This is a genomic window from Streptomyces polyasparticus (assembly GCF_014493765.1).
Classification (GTDB): Bacteria; Actinomycetota; Actinomycetes; order Streptomycetales; family Streptomycetaceae; genus Streptomyces; species Streptomyces polyasparticus.
In genome coordinates this window covers 463,364-479,992 of sequence record NZ_JACTVJ010000001.1, presented here as the reverse complement: position 1 = coordinate 479,992, position 16,629 = coordinate 463,364, and the positions used below count along the sequence as shown (strand labels likewise).

Genomic DNA, 16,629 nt, shown 5'->3' with positions numbered 1-16,629 from the left:
CGGCCCGGGCGGGGGGGCCGGGGGGGCGGGGGGGGGGGGGGCGGGGCCGCCCCCCCCCCCCCCCCCCCCCCGCCGGGGGGGGCCCCCCCCCCGCCACCCCCGTCGGTCCGGCCTCCCTCGCCGCGCCCGCCGCGAGCCCTCCGCCAGGGCAACTCTGCCTCCCGACCCGCTCTCCCCCACTCCCCCTGGACCCCCGGACCCCGCATGCTCCTTCACGACACCGCCATCATCTTCGGGCGCTACGCCCGCCAGACCCTCGGCTCCAAGTTCCAGATGCTCTTCGGCATCCTGATGCCGCTCCTCTATCTCCTCTTCTTCGGCCCGCTCCTGACCGGTCTGCCGCTCGGCTCCGAGGGGAGCTCCTGGCAGGTGCTCGTACCCGGGCTGCTGCTGCAGCTCGGCCTGTTCGGCGCCTCGTTCTGCGGGTTCGGCATCATCGTCGAGAAGACGTACGGCGTCGTGGACCGGATGCGCGTCACCCCGGTCAGCCGGCTCGCCCTGCTGCTCGGGCGGGTGCTGCGCGACGCGCTGCTCTTCGCGTTCCAGGCCGTGCTGCTCGTGCTCGTCGCCCTCGCCATGGGCCTGCGCGCACCGCTCGCCGGCCTCCTCGTCGGCTTCGTCTTCGTCGGCGTCCTGTCGATGTCGCTCGCGTCGCTCTCGTACGCGCTCGGCATGAAGGCGAACACCCCGGCCGAGTTCGGCCCGGTGATCAACGCGCTCACCATGCCCGCGATGCTGCTCTCGGGCCTGATGCTGCCGATGGCTCTCGCCCCCGGCTGGCTCGATGTGCTCTCGCACTTCGTGCCGCTGCGCTATCTCGTGGACGCGGTCAGGGCCGCGTACGTGGGCGACTTCGCCAGTACGCGGATGCTGTACGGAGCGGTCACGGCCCTGGGACTTTCGGCGGTGTCCGTGACCATCGGCACACGGCTCTTCGCCAAGGCCGGGGCGTAATCTCGAGGCATGGTCAACCTGACGCGCATCTACACCCGTACCGGCGACAAGGGCAGCACGGCCCTCGGCGACATGAGCCGGACGAAGAAGACCGATCTGCGGATCTCGGCGTACGCCGACGCCAACGAGGCCAATGCCGCGCTCGGCACCGCACTCGCGCTCGGCGGCCTGGACGAGGAGATCAAGGCGGTGCTCGTCCGCGTGCAGAACGACCTCTTCGACGTGGGCGCCGACCTCGCGACGCCGGTCGTGGAGAACCCGGAGTTCCCGCCGCTGCGCGTCGAGCAGTTCTACATCGACCGGCTCGAGGCGGACTGCGACCGCTTCAACGAGGAGCTGGAGAAGCTCCGTTCGTTCATCCTGCCCGGCGGCACGCCCGGCGCGGCCCTGCTGCACCAGGCCTGCACCGTGGTGCGCCGGGCCGAGCGCTCGACGTGGGCGGCCCTCGAGGAGCACGGCGAGACGATGAACCCGCTCACCGCCACCTACCTCAACCGCCTCTCCGACCTCCTGTTCATCCTGGCCCGCACGGCCAACAAGGAGATCGGCGATGTGCTGTGGGTACCGGGCGGAGAGCGCGGCTGAGGTTCCGTTCCGCGGCGGTCACCGGCCGGCGAGCTCACGCTCCCGGTCGGCGGCCGCCGTCTCGTTCTTCGGCGCCCTCTTCGGGAACAGGGTGTAGGCCCCGGCGATGATCACGTTGATGCCGATCACGAAGAGCATCTTGGCCTGCCACTCCTCGAGCGAGGACGTCTCACCGTCCGGGCCGACGTACTGGATCGCGCCCTGGAGCAGCGCCATCGCGATCACCGCGGCGAGCACCCAGCGGGCGGCGAGCTTCCACTCGTGCACCGCACGGGCCATCCCGTACTTGGGCGTGACCGGCGCGGGACCGCCCGCGAACCGGTGCGCGACCCGGACGTCCACCCACTTGATCGTGTAGTGGCCGAGCGCGATGGAGTACCCGATGTAGACCGCCGCGAGACCGTGCTTCCAGTCCGGCTCGGCGCCGTTCTTCAGATCGATCGCCGTGACCACGAACAGCACGACTTCGAGCAGCGGCTCGCAGAGCAGTACGGCGACACTGGCGCGCGGCATCTTCGCCCAGTACCGCAGGGCCAGGCCTGCGGCGAGCAGCACCCAGAAGCCGACCTCGCAGATGATGATGAGCGTGACGATCACGGGACTCTCCTCTCGGCTGCTTCCAGACTCCCGTGCGAAACGGCCCGGATCGTCGTCGCCGATGACGAACCGTGAGTACATCGAAGGATGCAGTGCCGCTTCGGCCCGTATACGGAGGTCCGGACGCCGCGGGCCGTGTTGGATGGGGTCATGAGCCGAGCCCGACCGCACCTGCACGATGTACTGATCGCGGTGATCAGCTTTGCCTTCGGGCTGCTGTTCTGGGCTTTCGGCCTCTACATGAACCTCTCGGGCCACTGGGTACTGCGCGGCAGCTGGGTCCTGCTCCCCCTGGCCGCGATGGCGGCCCTTGAGGTCTTCAGGCGGACCCATCCGCGCACGGTGCTGCTGCTCGGCGTGCTGGTGTTCGCGGCGGACCAGTGCACCCAGGGCAATCTCGCCACGACGTCCATGTTCGCGGACCTGATCTACGCCGCGGTCCTGTACGGGGACGACCGGACGGCCCGCCGTATCCCGGTGATCACCGGTGCTCTCACCGCGGTGTCGACATTGGTCTTCGTCCTGCTCCTGCGTGAGCCCGAGGCGCTGCTGCTCGGCGCGCTGGTCGCCCTGGTCACCCTCACCCCCGCCATCACGGGCTCCGCCGTCCGCAACCACCGCAAAGCCGCCGAGGCCGCCGAACTGCGCGCCGAACAGACCGCCCTGCTCGCCGAGATGGACCGCACCCAGGCCGTCACCGCCGAACGCGCCCGGATGGCGCGCGAGTTGCACGACATGGTCGCCAACCATCTCTCGGCGATCGCCATCCACTCCACGGCCGCGCTCTCCCTGGACGATGCGAAGACCACCCGCGACGCGCTGGCCGTGATCCGCGAGAACAGCGTCGAGGGCCTCGCCGAGATGCGCCGTCTCATCGGCATCCTGCGCGACGACAGCGGCGACCTCGAACCGGCCGCGGCGCCCACCCTCGACGGCGTCGCCGCTCTGGCCGAACAGGCTCGCACCAACGGCCTCGACGTCGCGCTGGAGGACGCCCGCCCACCGGGCACCGCCCTGCCGGCCCCGGTCGAGCTGGCCGCGTACCGCATCGTGCAGGAGTCCCTGACCAACGCGCTCAAGCACGCCGCGCCTGGCGACGTCCGCATCCGGCTGGCCCAGACGGACGGCCTCCTGACCGTCGAGGTCACCAGCCCCGTCGGCCCCACCGAGGGCCCCCGCGCGCCGGGTTCGGGCGCCGGCCTCGTCGGGATGCGGGAGCGGGCCGCGCTGCTCAAGGGCTCCTTCACGGCAGGTCCGGCGCAGGAGCCGTACGGCAAGATCTGGCGTGTACGGGCCGAACTGCCCGTCTCCGAAGGAGAAACCACATGACCGAGCCGGCCCCCGAAGGCGCGCAGCCGATCCGCGTCCTGGTCGCCGAGGACCAGTCCGCCGTCCGCGCGGGTCTCGTCCTGATCCTGCGCAGCGCACCCGACATAGAGGTCGCGGGCGAGGCGGCCGACGGCGAGGAGGCGGTCGCGCTCGCGCGCGAACTGCGCCCGGATCTGGTCCTGATGGACATCCAGATGCCGCGCCTGGACGGCGTCTCGGCCACCCGACAGGTGGTCTCCGAAGGTCTCGCGGACGTCCTGGTCCTGACGACGTTCGACCTCGACGAGTACGTCTTCGGCGCCCTGCGCGCGGGCGCGTCGGGCTTCCTCCTGAAGAACACCGAGGCCAAGGACCTCCTTGCGGCCGTACGGACGGTCGCGCGCGGCGAGGGTCTGATCGCGCCCGCCGTGACCCGGCGCCTGATCGCGGAGTTCGCCGCGAAGCCCGTACGGGGCGGGGGCAGCACGCACGATCCGGCGGTGCTCGACGCGCTGACCCGGCGCGAACGCGAGGTGCTCTCCTGCCTCGGCCAGGGCCTGTCCAACGCCGACATCGCGGTACGTCTGGACATGGCCGAGGCCACCGTGAAGACCCATGTGAGCCGGCTGCTCGGGAAGCTCGAGTTGCGCAGCCGGGTCCAAGCGGCGGTGCTCGCCCAGGAGTTGGGCGTCTGACGCGAACGGACCCGGGGCCGTGGGCACGAATGGACGCGGACCACGAGCGCGATCGCACCCGGACTTCGGAAACTTCCTACCGAAAACGGCCGGAACTCAACTCCCCAGTGGTCCAGACCTATTGACGTAAGGTCCAGACCTTTCTACGCTCGCCTCACTTTGCGGTGAGCACACGCCCCATCGTGCTCAGGGCAGCGCAGGTCCCACCCCCCTTGTCCGGACCTCACGTCAGGAGGCGCTCGTGCGCTTCAGACCCACCCCCCGTGTACGGCACAGACTGATCGCAGGCCTCACCACCCTGATCCTCCCCTTCGCCGCACTGGTCGGCCTCTCCACCCCCGCAGCAGCAGCCGAGGCGACGGCCACCTACACCAAGGCCTCCGACTGGGGCACCGGCTTCGAGGGCCGGTGGACCGTCAAGAACACCGGCACCTCCTCCATATCGTCGTGGACCGTCGAGTGGGACTTCCCCGCCGGCACCACGGTGACCTCCGGCTGGGACGCCGACATCACCGGCTCGGGCAACCACTGGACCGCCAAGAACAAGTCCTGGAACGGGACGCTCGCCCCCGGCGCCTCGGTCTCCTTCGGCTTCAACGGCTCGGGCTCCGGCTCCCCCGCCAACTGCAAGCTCAACGGCGCCAGTTGTGACGGCGGGCCCACCGTCCCCGGCGACAACCCGCCGAGCGCGCCCGGCACGCCCACCGCCTCCGACATCACCGACACCTCGGTGAAGCTCAGCTGGAGCGCGGCCACCGACGACAAGGGCGTCAAGAACTACGACGTCCTGCGCGACGGCTCCGTCGTGGCCACGGTCACCGGCACCACCTACACCAACAGCGGTCTGACCGCGGGCACCGACTACTCGTACTCGATCCAGGCCCGTGACACCGCGGACCAGACCGGCCCGGTCTCCGGCGCCCGTGCCGTGCGCACCACCGGCGGTGGCGGCGGCGAGCCCGAGCCCGGCGCCAAGGTCAAGCTGGGCTACTTCACCGAGTGGGGCGTCTACGGCCGCAACTTCCACGTGAAGAACCTGGTCACCTCGGGCTCGGCGGCGAAGATCACGCACATCAACTACGCCTTCGCCAACGTCAAGAACGGCCAGTGCGCCCTTGACGACGCCTACGCGGCCACCGACAAGGCCTACACGGCCGACCAGTCCGTGGACGGCGTGGCCGACACCTGGGACCAGCCGCTGCGCGGCAACTTCAACCAGCTGCGCAAGCTGAAGGCCAAGTACCCGCACATCAAGATCCTGTACTCGGTCGGCGGCTGGACCTACTCCGGCGGCTTCGGCCAGGCCGCGCAGAACCCGGCCGCGTTCGCCGAGTCCTGCTACAAGCTGGTCGAGGACCCGCGCTGGGCCGATGTCTTCGACGGCGTCGACATCGACTGGGAGTACCCCAACGCCTGCGGTCTGACCTGTGACACCAGCGGCCCCGCGGCCTTCAAGAACCTGATGTCCGCGCTGCGCACCAAGTTCGGCCCGAACAACCTGGTCACCGCCGCGATCCCGGCCGACGCCTCTGCGGGCGGCAAGATCGACGCGGCCGACTACGGCGGCGCCTCGGCCTCGGTCGACTGGTACAACGTCATGACGTACGACTTCTTCGGTGCCTGGGCGAAGACCGGCCCGACGGCTCCGCACTCCCCGCTCACCCCGTACACCGGCATCCCGCAGGACGGCTTCACGTCCTCGCAGGCCATCGCCAAGCTGAAGGCCAAGGGCGTCCCGGCGTCGAAGCTGCTGCTCGGCATCGGCTTCTACGGCCGCGGCTGGACGGGCGTCACGCAGGCGGCACCGGGCGGCACCGCGACAGGACCCGCCGCCGGTACGTACGAGGCGGGCATCGAGGACTACAAGGTCCTCAAGGGCAAGTGCCCGGCGAACGGAACAGTGGCCGGCACGGCGTACGCCCACTGCGGCAGCGACTGGTGGTCGTACGACACTCCCGCGACCATCGGCTCCAAGATGACCTGGGCCAACAACCAGGGCCTCGGCGGCGCCTTCTTCTGGGAGTTCAGCGGTGACACCGCGAACGGCGAACTGGTCTCCGCGATCCACGGCGGCCTCGGCTAGCAAGCCCGCGGCCCCCTGACGACAAGGCCGCACACAAACGAAGCCGGAGCAACGGGTCTGCCCCCTGTTGCTCCGGCTTCACGTTTCAGCCCCTATCCAGCCCCTGCGGCGCTTGAGCAGATCCGCACGAAGTGCGGATGCGGGGGCCCGGGGGCGAAGCCCCCGGTTTCGGGAAGGGGCGGGTCGGGGAGAAAAGCCCGCCGCAGGCGCAACCGCCCCGCAGACGACAGCGAACCGGACCTACGCCACGTTCACACGCTGCCCAGGAGGCGCAGCCTCCAGCCAGGCCAGGAAACCGGTGAGCGCATCCTCCGACATCGCCAGCTCAAGCCGCGTACCGCGATGCTTGCAGCCGAGCACGATCGCGTCCGAGAGCAGCGCGACCTCCTCGTCCCCGTCCGGGGCACGGCGGTCGACGACCTCAATGGCCGACCGTTCAAGAATGCGCCGCGGCCGTGGCGCGTACGAGAAGACGCGGAACCACTCGATCCGGTCACCGCTGTACCGGGCGACCCCGTAGCTCCAGCCCTTGCCGGACGTGTCGCCGCCCTCCGGCGCATCCCACCGCAGGGAGCAGTCGAAGGTACCGCCGGACCGCTGGATCAGGCGCCGGCGCAGGCCGAACACGAACAACCCGACCAGGACCACGGCGACCACCAGGCCGCAGACAAGCAGAGCGAGGACCATGAGCACCGACCTCCTCGACTCGTCACGTTACGCAACCGACTTTGTCCCGCATTCACCTCAGCCGCGGCCGGTACTGGCGAAAACCAGTCCCGGCCGCGGCTGAGTCACGCATTCAATCGATACAGCTCTCCGGCGTCGCCCCGTCAGCGCGTGGCGACGGCGCGCAGACGTACGTCCGCACGGCGCTCGGCACCGGCGTCCGCGTCCGACTTCGCACGCTCGAGGGCGCGCTCCGCACGCTGGACGTCGATCTCGTCCGCCAGCTCGACGATCTCGGCGAGCAGCGAGAGCTTGTTGTCCGCGAACGAGATGAATCCGCCGTGCACCGCGGCGACGACAGTCTCACCCGCACTCGTACGAATGGTCACCGGGCCCGATTCCAGCACACCCAGCAGCGGCTGGTGACCGGGCATGACGCCGATGTCGCCGGACGTGGTGCGCGCCACGACCAGGGTGGCCTCGCCGGACCAGACCTGGCGGTCGGCGGCGACCAGCTCGACGTGCAGCTCAGCAGCCAAGGTTGGCTCCTCGGGTCACCACCCGGCGGTCATGCCGGGTGTTGGGTCAAATTCTAGTGGGCGTATCGCGGGGGGCGGGACGAGGGTCCCGCCCCCCGCGTGAGTCGCTTCGCTCACCCAGGTGAGCGGGGCGATTCAGGAGACGCCGAGCTCCTTGGCGGCCTTCTTCAGGTCGTCGATGCCACCGCACATGAAGAACGCCTGCTCCGGGAAGTGGTCGTACTCGCCGTCGCAGATCGCGTTGAAGGCCGCGATCGACTCGTCGAGGGACACGTCCGAACCGTCGACGCCGGTGAACTGCTTGGCGACGTGCGTGTTCTGGGACAGGAAGCGCTCCACGCGACGGGCGCGGTGGACGACGAGCTTGTCCTCTTCGCCCAGCTCGTCGATACCGAGGATCGCGATGATGTCCTGGAGGTCCTTGTACTTCTGCAGGATCCCCTTGACGCGCATGGCGGTCGAGTAGTGGTCCGCCGCGATGTACCGCGGGTCGAGGATGCGGGACGTCGAGTCCAGCGGGTCCACGGCCGGGTAGATGCCCTTCTCGGAGATCGGACGGGACAGAACCGTCGTCGCGTCGAGGTGGGCGAACGTGGTGGCCGGGGCCGGGTCGGTCAGGTCGTCCGCGGGGACGTAGATCGCCTGCATCGAGGTGATCGAGTGACCACGGGTCGAGGTGATGCGCTCCTGGAGGAGACCCATCTCGTCGGCCAGGTTCGGCTGGTAACCCACCGCGGAGGGCATACGGCCGAGCAGGGTCGAGACCTCGGAACCGGCCTGCGTGAAGCGGAAGATGTTGTCGATGAAGAACAGCACGTCCTGCTTCTGCACATCGCGGAAGTACTCCGCCATGGTCAGACCGGCAAGGGCCACGCGCAGACGCGTGCCCGGCGGCTCGTCCATCTGACCGAAGACCAGCGCGGTCTTGTCGATGACGCCCGACTCGGACATCTCGTCGATCAGGTCGTTGCCCTCACGGGTGCGCTCACCCACGCCGGCGAAGACCGACACACCGTCGTGGTTGTTGGCCACTCGGTAGATCATTTCCTGGATCAGAACGGTCTTGCCGACACCGGCACCACCGAACAGACCGATCTTTCCACCCTTGACGTACGGGGTGAGAAGGTCGATGACCTTGACGCCGGTCTCGAACATCTCGGTCTTCGACTCGAGCTCGTCGAAGTTCGGGGCCTTGCGGTGGATGGACCAGCGCTCGCCGTCGTACTTCTCGTCGACGTTCAGGACCTCGCCGAGGGTGTTGAACACCTTGCCCTTGGTGAAGTCACCGACGGGCACCGTGATGCCGTTGCCGGTGTCGGTCACCGGGGCCTGGCGGACCAGACCGTCGGTGGGCTGCATCGAGATCGCGCGGACCACGCCGTCACCCAGGTGCTGGGCGACCTCGAGGGTCAGCGTCTTCTTCTCGCCGTCCTTGGCCGGGTCGGCGACCTCGACGTGAAGGGCGTTGTAGATGTCGGGCATCGCGTCGACGGGGAACTCCACGTCGACGACCGGGCCGATGACCCGGGCGACGCGGCCCGTAGCCGTGGCCGTCTCAACAGTGGTCGTCATTACTTGTCACTCCCCGCGGTCGCGTCGGCCAGTGCTGCAGAGCCACCGACGATCTCGCTGATTTCCTGGGTGATTTCGGCCTGGCGGGCCGCGTTGGCAAGCCGGGAAAGGTTGTTGATCAGATCCCCGGCGTTGTCGGTGGCCGACTTCATCGCGCGGCGCGTGGCGGCGTGCTTGGAAGCAGCCGACTGGAGCAGCGCGTTGTAGATACGGCTCTCGACGTAGCGCGGCAGCAGGGCGTCGAGGACGTCCTCCGCCGACGGCTCGAAGTCGTACAGGGGGCGGATCTCGTCCTTCGTGCCCGCCTCCTTCGCGACCTCTTCGAGGCTGAGCGGAAGCAGTCGGGCCTCGACCGCGTTCTGCGTCATCATCGAGACGAACTCGGTGTAGATGATGTGGAGTTCATCCACGCCACCCTCGGCCGTGTCCTTCTCGATGGCCTCGATGAGCGGACCCGCGACCAGCTTCGCGTCGCCGTAGGCGGGCTCGTCCGTGAAGCCCGTCCACGACTCGACGACCTTGCGCTCGCGGAAGTTGTAGTGCGCGAGACCGCGGCGGCCGACGATGTACGTGTCGACCTCCTTGCCCTCGCCGCGCAGCTTCTCGGTGAGCGTCTCCGCGGCCTTGATGGCGTTGGAGTTGAAGGCGCCGGCCAGACCGCGGTCGCTCGTGAGGAGCAGAACAGCGGCCCGGGTCGGGTTCTCCGCCTCGGTGGTCAGCGGGTGCTTGTCATTGGCACCCGTGGCCACCGCGGTGACCGCGCGGGTCAGCTCGGTCGCGTACGGCGTGGAGGCCGCCACCTTGCGCTGCGCCTTGACGACACGCGAGGCGGCGATCATCTCCATCGCCTTGGTGATCTTCTTCGTCGCGGTGACGGACCGGATGCGACGCTTGTAGACCCGGAGCTGGGCTCCCATGAGTCAGGTCCCTTCCGTCGTCACTTCGAGACGTCGACGGCAGCCGGAGCGTCCTCGCCGATCAGCTTGCCGTCCGAGGTCTCGAACTGCTTCTTGAACTCCACGATGGCGTCCGCGACGGCCGTCAGGGTGTCGTCGGACATCTTGCCGCCCTCCTTGATGGAGGTCATGAGGCCCTGCTCCTTGCGGTGCAGGAACTCCAGGAGCTCCTTCTCGAAGCGGCGGATGTCCTCGACCGGGACGTCGTCCATCTTGCCGGTGGTGCCGGCCCACACGGAGACGACCTGGTCCTCGGTGGCCATCGGCTCGTACTGAGCCTGCTTGAGCAGCTCGACCATGCGCTGGCCGCGCTCGAGCTGAGCCTTCGAGGCCGCGTCCAGGTCGGAACCGAAGGCGGCGAACGCCTCGAGCTCACGGAACTGGGCGAGGTCGACGCGGAGACGGCCGGAGACCTGCTTCATCGCCTTGTGCTGCGCGGAACCACCGACTCGCGAGACGGAGATACCGACGTTCAGCGCGGGGCGCTGACCGGCGTTGAAGAGGTCCGACTCCAGGAAGCACTGGCCGTCGGTGATGGAGATGACGTTGGTCGGGATGAACGCCGAGACGTCGTTGGCCTTGGTCTCGACGATCGGCAGACCGGTCATCGAGCCCTTGCCCATGTCGTCCGAGAGCTTGGCGCAGCGCTCGAGCAGACGCGAGTGCAGGTAGAAGACGTCACCCGGGTAGGCCTCACGCCCCGGCGGGCGACGGAGCAGCAGGGACACGGCGCGGTAGGCGTCGGCCTGCTTCGAGAGGTCGTCGAAGATGATGAGGACGTGCTTGCCCTCGTACATCCAGTGCTGGCCGATGGCCGAACCGGTGTAGGGCGCCAGGTACTTGAAGCCCGCCGGGTCGGACGCCGGGGCGGCGACGATGGTGGTGTACTCGAGGGCGCCGTTCTCCTCCAGCGCGCGGCGGACCGACGCGATGGTCGAGCCCTTCTGGCCGATGGCGACGTAGATGCAGCGGACCTGCTTGTTCACGTCACCGGTGCGCCAGTTGTCGCGCTGGTTGATGATCGTGTCGACGGCCAGGGCGGTCTTGCCCGTCTGGCGGTCACCGATGATCAGCTGACGCTGGCCACGGCCGATCGGGGTCATCGCGTCGACGGCCTTGTAGCCGGTCTCCATCGGCTCGTGCACCGACTTACGGGCCATGACGCCCGGGGCCTGCAGCTCGAGGGCGCGGCGGCCGGACGTCTCGATCTCGCCGAGACCGTCGATCGGGTTGCCGAGCGGGTCGACGACGCGACCCAGGTAGCCCTCGCCGACGCCGACGGAGAGCACCTCACCGGTGCGCTGCACCGGCTGGCCCTCCTCGATGCCGCTGAACTCGCCGAGGACAATGGCACCGATCTCGCGCTCTTCGAGGTTGAGCGCGAGCCCGAGGGTGCCGTCCTCGAACTTCAGCAGTTCGTTGGCCATGGCCGAGGGAAGGCCCTCGACCTTCGCGATGCCGTCGCCGGCAAGGCTGACCGTACCGACCTCCTCGCGCGAGGCCGCGTCCGGCTTGTACGCCTGGACAAAGTTCTCCAGCGCGTCCCGGATCTCCTCCGGCCGGATCGTGAGCTCCGCCATCTGGGTTCCCTGCTCTCCTTGTTGGGCCCGAAGTTTCACTTGGGGGGTGTTCCTGTTCGGACTCCCCCCGCAAAGAGGTGAATCCTCTGCACGGCCCAACCGGGCCGTCGGTCTTGCTAGTTCAGTTGGTGAGGCGTCAGCCGGTCACACGGCGCGCGGCGTCGTCGATACGGTCCGCGATCGAACCGTTGATGACCTCGTCGCCGACCTGCACCCGGATCCCGCCGAGGACCGCGGGGTCCACGTCGAGGTTGAGGTGCATCTCGCGGCCGTACAGCTTGGCGAGTGCTCCGCCCAGACGCTGCTTCTGCGCGTCGGACAGCGGCACCGCCGAGGTCACGACCGCGACCATGCGGTTACGGCGCTCCGCGGCGAGCTTCGACAGGGACTCGAGGCCCCCTTCAAGGCTACGTCCACGCGGCGCGGTCACCAGGCGCGTGACGAGACGCTCCGTGACCGGTTCCGCACGGCCGCCGAGCAGGCTCCGCAGGAGCTCGCTCTTGGCCGCCTTCGCGGCGCTGCGGTCCGTGAGGGCCGCACGCAGCTCGGTGCTGGAAGAGACGATCCGGCCGAACCGGAACAGCTCGTCCTCGACACCGTCGAGCTTGCCCGCCTTCTGCGCAGCTGTCAGGTCCGCGGTGGCGGCGAGCTCCTCGAGCCCGTCGACCAGGTCGCGGGGGGCCGACCAGCGGGACCGCACGAGGCCTGCCACCAGGTCGGCGGTCTCGCCGCTCACCTGGCCGCCGAGCAGACGCTCGGCCAGCTGGGCCTTGGCCTCACCGGACTGCGCCGGGTCGGTCAGGACCCGACGCAGCGAGACCTCTCGGTCGAGCAGCGCGGTGACCGAGGCCAGCTCGTCCGCGAGCTTCGCCGCGTCGACCGAGGTGTTGTCGGTCAGCGCGTCGAGACGCTCGCGTCCGGCGGCCAGTGCCTCGCGGCTGGCTCCGTGCGCAGTCATCGAGTCGCCTCGGCCTTCTCCTCGAGCTCGTCGAGGAAGCGGTCGATCACGCGGCTCTGACGAGCGTGGTCGTCCAGGGACTCGCCGACGAGCTTGCCGGCCAGGGTCGTGGCAAGGGTGCCGACGTCCTGGCGCAGCGCGGACGCGGCGGCCTTGCGGTCTGCCTCGATCTGGGCGTGACCGGCGGCGACGATCTCCTCGCGCTGCCGCTGGCCTTCCGCCCGCATCTCGGCGATGAGCTGGGCACCCTGCTCCTGCGCCTCCTGGCGCAGACGCGCGGCCTCGTGACGGGCCTCGGCGAGCTGGGCCTTGTACTGCTCGAGAACGGACTGGGCCTCGGCCTGCATGGCCTCGGCGTTCTCGATGCCGCCCTCGATCTTCTCGCGGCGCTCTTCCAGAACCTTGTTGATGTTCGGGAGGAGCTTCTTCCAGAAGAAGAAGAAGACGATGGCGAAGGCAAGGGTGCCGACGAGCAGCTCGGGGCCGGGCGGGATGAGCGGGTTCTGCTCTTCCGCGTGCCCGCCTTCCGCAGCCAGCTGCACAAGGGTGGCGATCACTTCAGTGCCTTTCGTCGGATGTGGCTATTCGGCTACGGCGATCAGGAGCCGTAGACGAACGGCATGACGATGCCGATGAGGGCGAGGGCCTCACAGAAGGCGAAGCCGAGGATCTGGTTGGCACGGATCAGGCCGGCAGCTTCGGGCTGACGGGCCAGGGCCTCGGTGCCCTTACCGAACACGATGCCGACGCCGACGCCGGGGCCGATGGCGGCGAGGCCGTAGCCGATGGAGCCGAGGGCCTTGATGTCACCGGAGAGGGCGGCGAGCTCGAGAGTCGCGGACATGCCGTTACTTCCTTCTCTTTCATGGACCGGTGGGGGTTGGCCACCGGGCGCTTAGGGGGTTGGGGCGGGGCTGACTCAGTGGTGTTCGGAGACGGCGCCCTGGATGTACGAGCAGGCGAGGAGCACGAAGACGTACGCCTGGACGGCCTGCACGAAAAGCTCGAAGACGATCATCCCCATCGTCATGATGAAGGAGACGCCGGCGGCGGGGATGAGCCAGCTGTTCAGGAGGTACCAGGAGGCGACGGTGAACATCACCAGCATCAGGTGGCCGGCGAACATGTTGGCGAAGAGTCGGACCGCGTGCGTGAACGGGCGCACAAGCAGGTTCGAGAAGAACTCGATGAACGAGACCAGCCACTTGATGGGGCCGAGCGACGGGTCGTAGCCCGTGACGTTCTTCCAACCACCCACGAAACCGTGGCGCTTGAAGGTCAGCGGGACCCACACCAGGTACACGATGGCCGCGAGGACCGCCGGGTACGCGATGCTGGCCGCGACCGGGAACTGCGCCAGCGGGATCACGGACCAGATGTTCATGATCCAGATGAAGAAGAAGAGCGAGACCATCAGGGGGACGAAGCGCTCGCCCTCCTTCTTGCCGAGGGTCTCGTAGACGATGCCGCGGCGGACGAAGTCGTAACCCATCTCGCCGAGCAGCTGGAGCTTGCCGGGCACGACCTTCGCCTTGCCGAACGCCAAGGTGAAGAACGTGACGACCACGAGCGTGCTGAGCAGCGCCAGCAGCATGATCTTGTTGAACTCGAACCCGCCGATCGTGAAGATCGGCTTGAAGAGAAACGAGTGGAGACCCGGCGCCGGGAAGCCGCACCCGTTGTCGGACATGATCCGACAGCTCCAGTCAAAGGCGAGCTGGGCGTTGTCAGCACTCACCGCGGGCTCCTTCGGCGTGACGCATAGGTACGGCAACCTCGTTGTGTCGGCGCGGCGCGCAGCCGCGAGTCGGCACCGGACTGGTGTTTCGGATGTGGGGGCGGCAATCAGGCGTTGAGCCTCGCGATGGAACAGGCGTCAGCTCAATTGCCCGCGCCCGCAGTGCCGCAGTTGGCACCGGACGATAGCAGGGTCTGCGACGGGTCTTTATCCCGGCCCTACCCCTCACGAGGAAGAGCCCGTCTTCTCGCTCTTCTCGGACTCGGAAGAGTCCGGGTCGATGTAGAAGATCTTGGCCTTCTTGTGTGCGAAGGCCATCGACACCACCCAGGCCACCGTGCAGACGATGATCGCGGCGGCGAAGACTTTGGGATTGAACGCCGTGGTGTCCTTGAAGACGGCCACGAAGACGAACAGCACAAGCAGCAGGAACGTGTAGAGCGCAAGTCCCATGGCCTGGAACAGACTTGGCCAGTGTTTGGCCGTGTACTGCAGGCCGAGAATTCCGGCGCCCATGAAGACGATCACCACAGCCGCGCCGATGACACCGCCGAGCGCTCCCGTACCACCGTCGATCACAGCGCCGACCACAGCGGTGACAGCACCGGCGGCGGCGGTAGGAACGGCGATGGGCAGGAGGATGCGTGCGTCGAGAGACGGCATGGCGGCAGCTCCGCTTACTTGCTGGGGACGAGTGTCGTCATGGTCGAGCGTAGACCCGGGCAACGGTCGAGCTTTTGGCCAACAGACCGTCGCACTACGGTCTTTCGGCTCTACCCCGGGATCTCGTGAACCGTATCACAAACTATTTGATGAGGTCTTTACCTGCGAAGTGTGCTGGCCGTCACACATGAGAGCTAATGCGCGCGTCTGGGCGGGACTTTGAGCCCTATGTCTGTTATTGCGCGCATTTCCAAGACCGTTTTGCTGTGACTTCTGAGGCCGGAGTGTGGGATTCCCTACGCAGGGACAGGCGGTGCCTCAGGTACGCAGGCGGTCCCGGAAACGGGAGCGTTCGCCCACCGCCGTCGCCCCGTTGACCCGGCCCACGCCCGCGGCCACGGGCGTGCGGGGCTCCTCCTCGGCCGCCGGCGGTTCGCTCTCGTACACGACGGAACCGGCCCTGCGACGGCGGTAGCGCGGCGGCACGAAGCGCTCGGCCCAGCGCGGGGTGTGCGGCGTGAAGCGCGGCAGCAGGAGCAGCACGAGACCGACTGCGCTCAGTGCCACGATCGCCAGGACAATCCACATGGACGCCGAGTGAACGGAGTACAGGACCGCACCGAAGGCGATGAGCGCCGACCAGAAGTACATGATCAGGACCGCGCGGCTGTGCGAATGTCCGATCTCCAGGAGCCGGTGGTGCAGATGTCCGCGGTCGGCGGCGAACGGCGACTGGCCGTTCCACGTCCGCCGGACGATCGCGAGCACCAGGTCGGCCATCGGCACCGCGATGATCGTGAGCGGCAGCAGGAGCGGGATGTAGACGGGCACCATCTGGTGCACCGCCTCGCGCTCGGAGCCCGCGGAGCCGTGGAGGAGGTCCGGGTCGACCTGACCGGTGATCGAGATCGCACCAGCGGCGAGGACGAGCCCGATGAGCATGGAGCCGGAGTCGCCCATGAAGATCCGGGCGGGATGCATGTTGTGCGGCAGGAAGCCCAGGCACATGCCCATGAGGATCGCGGCGAAGAGCGTGGCGGGCGCGGCGGCCTCGATGCCGTAGCCGTACCACATGCGATACGCGTACATGAAGAACGCGGTGGTCGCGATGCAGACCATGCCGGCCGCGAGTCCGTCGAGGCCGTCCACGAAGTTGACGGCGTTGATGGTGATCACGACCAGGGCCACCGTGAGCAGCGTGCCCTGCCACTGGGTCAGCGAGACCGAGCCGATACCGGGGATGGGCAGCCACAGGATGGTCAGACCCTGCATGACCATCACGCCGGCGGCGATCATCTGGGCGCCCAGCTTGATCAGGGCGTCGATCTCGAACTTGTCGTCGAGGACACCGATCAGCCAGATCAGGGCCGCGCCGGAGAGCAGGGCCCTGGGCTCATTGGAGTTCTCGAAGACCTCGTTCAGGTTCTCCAGGTGGTCCGCGACCAGGAGGCCCGCGCACAGGCCGAAGAACATGGCGATACCGCCGAGCCGCGGCGTCGGTTCGCGGTGCACGTCGCGTGCACGGACGGCGGGCATCGCGCCGGCGACGATGGCGAACTTCCGCACCGGCCCGGTCAGCAGATAGGTCACCGCGGCCGTGACGCAGAGCGTCAGCAAATATTCACGCACGGGCTTCCCCACAGGTATCGCTGGCCATCTCAGCCCCACACCCTAGCTTTGCGCGCATATGGTTGGGGACTTTCGGGTAGCGACGATGGTTGCACGCTTCACTGTG

At 68.3% G+C, this 16,629-nt stretch carries 17 protein-coding genes; 5 read left to right on the top strand and 12 right to left on the bottom strand.

Annotated features, from left to right (window positions below; all coding sequences use genetic code 11):
- Window positions 1-204 precede the first annotated feature (204 nt).
- Both H9Y04_RS02100 and H9Y04_RS02095 read left to right on the top strand, forming a co-directional pair.
- Window positions 205-954 (top strand): ABC transporter permease, encoded by a 750-nt coding sequence (locus tag H9Y04_RS02100; RefSeq protein WP_187811840.1) that lies wholly within the window; start codon window positions 205-207, stop codon window positions 952-954.
- 9 nt (window positions 955-963) lie between these two features.
- Window positions 964-1,539 carry a cob(I)yrinic acid a,c-diamide adenosyltransferase gene (locus tag H9Y04_RS02095; protein WP_187811839.1) on the top strand — a complete coding sequence of 192 codons (576 nt, stop codon included), beginning with the start codon at window positions 964-966 and terminating at the stop codon, window positions 1,537-1,539.
- Window positions 1,540-1,557: 18 nt separating this feature from the next.
- On the opposite strand, the gene H9Y04_RS02090 is transcribed toward H9Y04_RS02095, so the two are convergent.
- Complete coding sequence (locus H9Y04_RS02090; protein ID WP_187811838.1) at window positions 1,558-2,136, bottom strand: hypothetical protein; 579 nt, start codon at window positions 2,134-2,136, stop codon at window positions 1,558-1,560.
- Window positions 2,137-2,286: 150 nt separating this feature from the next.
- Between H9Y04_RS02090 and H9Y04_RS02085 the strand changes: the two genes are divergently transcribed.
- From H9Y04_RS02085 to H9Y04_RS02075, 3 genes are all read left to right on the top strand, one after another.
- Window positions 2,287-3,465, top strand: coding sequence for a sensor histidine kinase (locus tag H9Y04_RS02085; RefSeq protein ID WP_187811837.1), 1,179 nt, complete (start codon window positions 2,287-2,289; stop codon window positions 3,463-3,465).
- On the top strand, window positions 3,462-4,139 hold the full coding sequence (locus H9Y04_RS02080; protein ID WP_187811836.1) for a response regulator: 678 nt from the start codon (window positions 3,462-3,464) through the stop codon (window positions 4,137-4,139). Before H9Y04_RS02085 ends, H9Y04_RS02080 begins: the two co-directional genes overlap by 4 nt.
- Window positions 4,140-4,380: 241 nt before the next feature.
- A complete protein-coding gene (locus tag H9Y04_RS02075) occupies window positions 4,381-6,222 on the top strand; it encodes a glycoside hydrolase family 18 chitinase (RefSeq protein ID WP_187811835.1) in 1,842 nt (613 codons plus the stop codon).
- A gap of 240 nt (window positions 6,223-6,462) precedes the next feature.
- Here the strand turns inward: H9Y04_RS02075 and H9Y04_RS02070 are convergent, their stop codons facing one another.
- The 11 genes from H9Y04_RS02070 to H9Y04_RS02020 form a co-directional block, all read right to left on the bottom strand.
- Window positions 6,463-6,909, bottom strand: coding sequence for a DUF2550 domain-containing protein (locus tag H9Y04_RS02070; RefSeq protein WP_187811834.1), 447 nt, complete (start codon window positions 6,907-6,909; stop codon window positions 6,463-6,465).
- A 143-nt stretch (window positions 6,910-7,052) separates the two neighbouring features.
- The gene (locus tag H9Y04_RS02065; RefSeq protein WP_187811833.1) at window positions 7,053-7,427 is read right to left on the bottom strand and encodes a F0F1 ATP synthase subunit epsilon; all 375 of its coding nucleotides are present in this window, start codon (window positions 7,425-7,427) and stop codon (window positions 7,053-7,055) included.
- 135 nt (window positions 7,428-7,562) lie between these two features.
- Window positions 7,563-8,999, bottom strand: coding sequence for a F0F1 ATP synthase subunit beta (atpD, locus tag H9Y04_RS02060; protein ID WP_187811832.1), 1,437 nt, complete (start codon window positions 8,997-8,999; stop codon window positions 7,563-7,565).
- Window positions 8,999-9,916: a F0F1 ATP synthase subunit gamma gene (locus tag H9Y04_RS02055; protein ID WP_187811831.1), complete on the bottom strand. Its 918-nt coding sequence runs from the start codon at window positions 9,914-9,916 to the stop codon at window positions 8,999-9,001. Before H9Y04_RS02055 ends, atpD begins: the two co-directional genes overlap by 1 nt.
- Before the next feature lie 20 nt (window positions 9,917-9,936).
- Window positions 9,937-11,535 (bottom strand): F0F1 ATP synthase subunit alpha, encoded by a 1,599-nt coding sequence (gene atpA / locus H9Y04_RS02050; protein ID WP_187811830.1) that lies wholly within the window; start codon window positions 11,533-11,535, stop codon window positions 9,937-9,939.
- 136 nt (window positions 11,536-11,671) lie between these two features.
- Window positions 11,672-12,493: a F0F1 ATP synthase subunit delta gene (locus tag H9Y04_RS02045; RefSeq protein ID WP_187811829.1), complete on the bottom strand. Its 822-nt coding sequence runs from the start codon at window positions 12,491-12,493 to the stop codon at window positions 11,672-11,674.
- Window positions 12,490-13,050 carry a F0F1 ATP synthase subunit B gene (locus H9Y04_RS02040; protein ID WP_187811828.1) on the bottom strand — a complete coding sequence of 187 codons (561 nt, stop codon included), beginning with the start codon at window positions 13,048-13,050 and terminating at the stop codon, window positions 12,490-12,492. The genes H9Y04_RS02045 and H9Y04_RS02040 overlap by 4 nt, the downstream gene beginning before the upstream one ends.
- A gap of 41 nt (window positions 13,051-13,091) precedes the next feature.
- The gene (gene atpE / locus H9Y04_RS02035) at window positions 13,092-13,337 is read right to left on the bottom strand and encodes an ATP synthase F0 subunit C (protein ID WP_187811827.1); all 246 of its coding nucleotides are present in this window, start codon (window positions 13,335-13,337) and stop codon (window positions 13,092-13,094) included.
- 75 nt (window positions 13,338-13,412) lie between these two features.
- Window positions 13,413-14,183, bottom strand: a complete 771-nt coding sequence (gene atpB / locus H9Y04_RS02030; protein ID WP_187811897.1) for a F0F1 ATP synthase subunit A — start codon at window positions 14,181-14,183, stop codon at window positions 13,413-13,415.
- A 273-nt stretch (window positions 14,184-14,456) separates the two neighbouring features.
- Window positions 14,457-14,894, bottom strand: a complete 438-nt coding sequence (locus H9Y04_RS02025; protein WP_187811826.1) for a Cg1360 family ATP-synthase-associated protein — start codon at window positions 14,892-14,894, stop codon at window positions 14,457-14,459.
- 318 nt (window positions 14,895-15,212) lie between these two features.
- Window positions 15,213-16,523 carry an MraY family glycosyltransferase gene (locus tag H9Y04_RS02020; protein ID WP_187811825.1) on the bottom strand — a complete coding sequence of 437 codons (1,311 nt, stop codon included), beginning with the start codon at window positions 16,521-16,523 and terminating at the stop codon, window positions 15,213-15,215.
- Window positions 16,524-16,629 lie beyond the last annotated feature (106 nt).

Bases quoted from the DNA above. Each gene is read 5' to 3' on its own strand.
- atpB (WP_187811897.1), bottom strand. From the start codon at position 14,183: ATGTCCGACAACGGGTGCGGCTTCCCGGCGCCGGGTCTCCACTCGTTT.
- H9Y04_RS02055 (WP_187811831.1), bottom strand. From the start codon at position 9,916: ATGGGAGCCCAGCTCCGGGTCTACAAGCGTCGCATCCGGTCCGTCACC.
- H9Y04_RS02095 (WP_187811839.1), top strand. From the start codon at position 964: ATGGTCAACCTGACGCGCATCTACACCCGTACCGGCGACAAGGGCAGC.
- atpA (WP_187811830.1), bottom strand. From the start codon at position 11,535: ATGGCGGAGCTCACGATCCGGCCGGAGGAGATCCGGGACGCGCTGGAG.
- H9Y04_RS02045 (WP_187811829.1), bottom strand. From the start codon at position 12,493: ATGACTGCGCACGGAGCCAGCCGCGAGGCACTGGCCGCCGGACGCGAG.
- H9Y04_RS02025 (WP_187811826.1), bottom strand. From the start codon at position 14,894: ATGCCGTCTCTCGACGCACGCATCCTCCTGCCCATCGCCGTTCCTACC.
- H9Y04_RS02085 (WP_187811837.1), top strand. From the start codon at position 2,287: ATGAGCCGAGCCCGACCGCACCTGCACGATGTACTGATCGCGGTGATC.
- H9Y04_RS02080 (WP_187811836.1), top strand. From the start codon at position 3,462: ATGACCGAGCCGGCCCCCGAAGGCGCGCAGCCGATCCGCGTCCTGGTC.
- atpD (WP_187811832.1), bottom strand. From the start codon at position 8,999: ATGACGACCACTGTTGAGACGGCCACGGCTACGGGCCGCGTCGCCCGG.
- atpE (WP_187811827.1), bottom strand. From the start codon at position 13,337: ATGTCCGCGACTCTCGAGCTCGCCGCCCTCTCCGGTGACATCAAGGCC.
- H9Y04_RS02100 (WP_187811840.1), top strand. From the start codon at position 205: ATGCTCCTTCACGACACCGCCATCATCTTCGGGCGCTACGCCCGCCAG.
- H9Y04_RS02070 (WP_187811834.1), bottom strand. From the start codon at position 6,909: ATGGTCCTCGCTCTGCTTGTCTGCGGCCTGGTGGTCGCCGTGGTCCTG.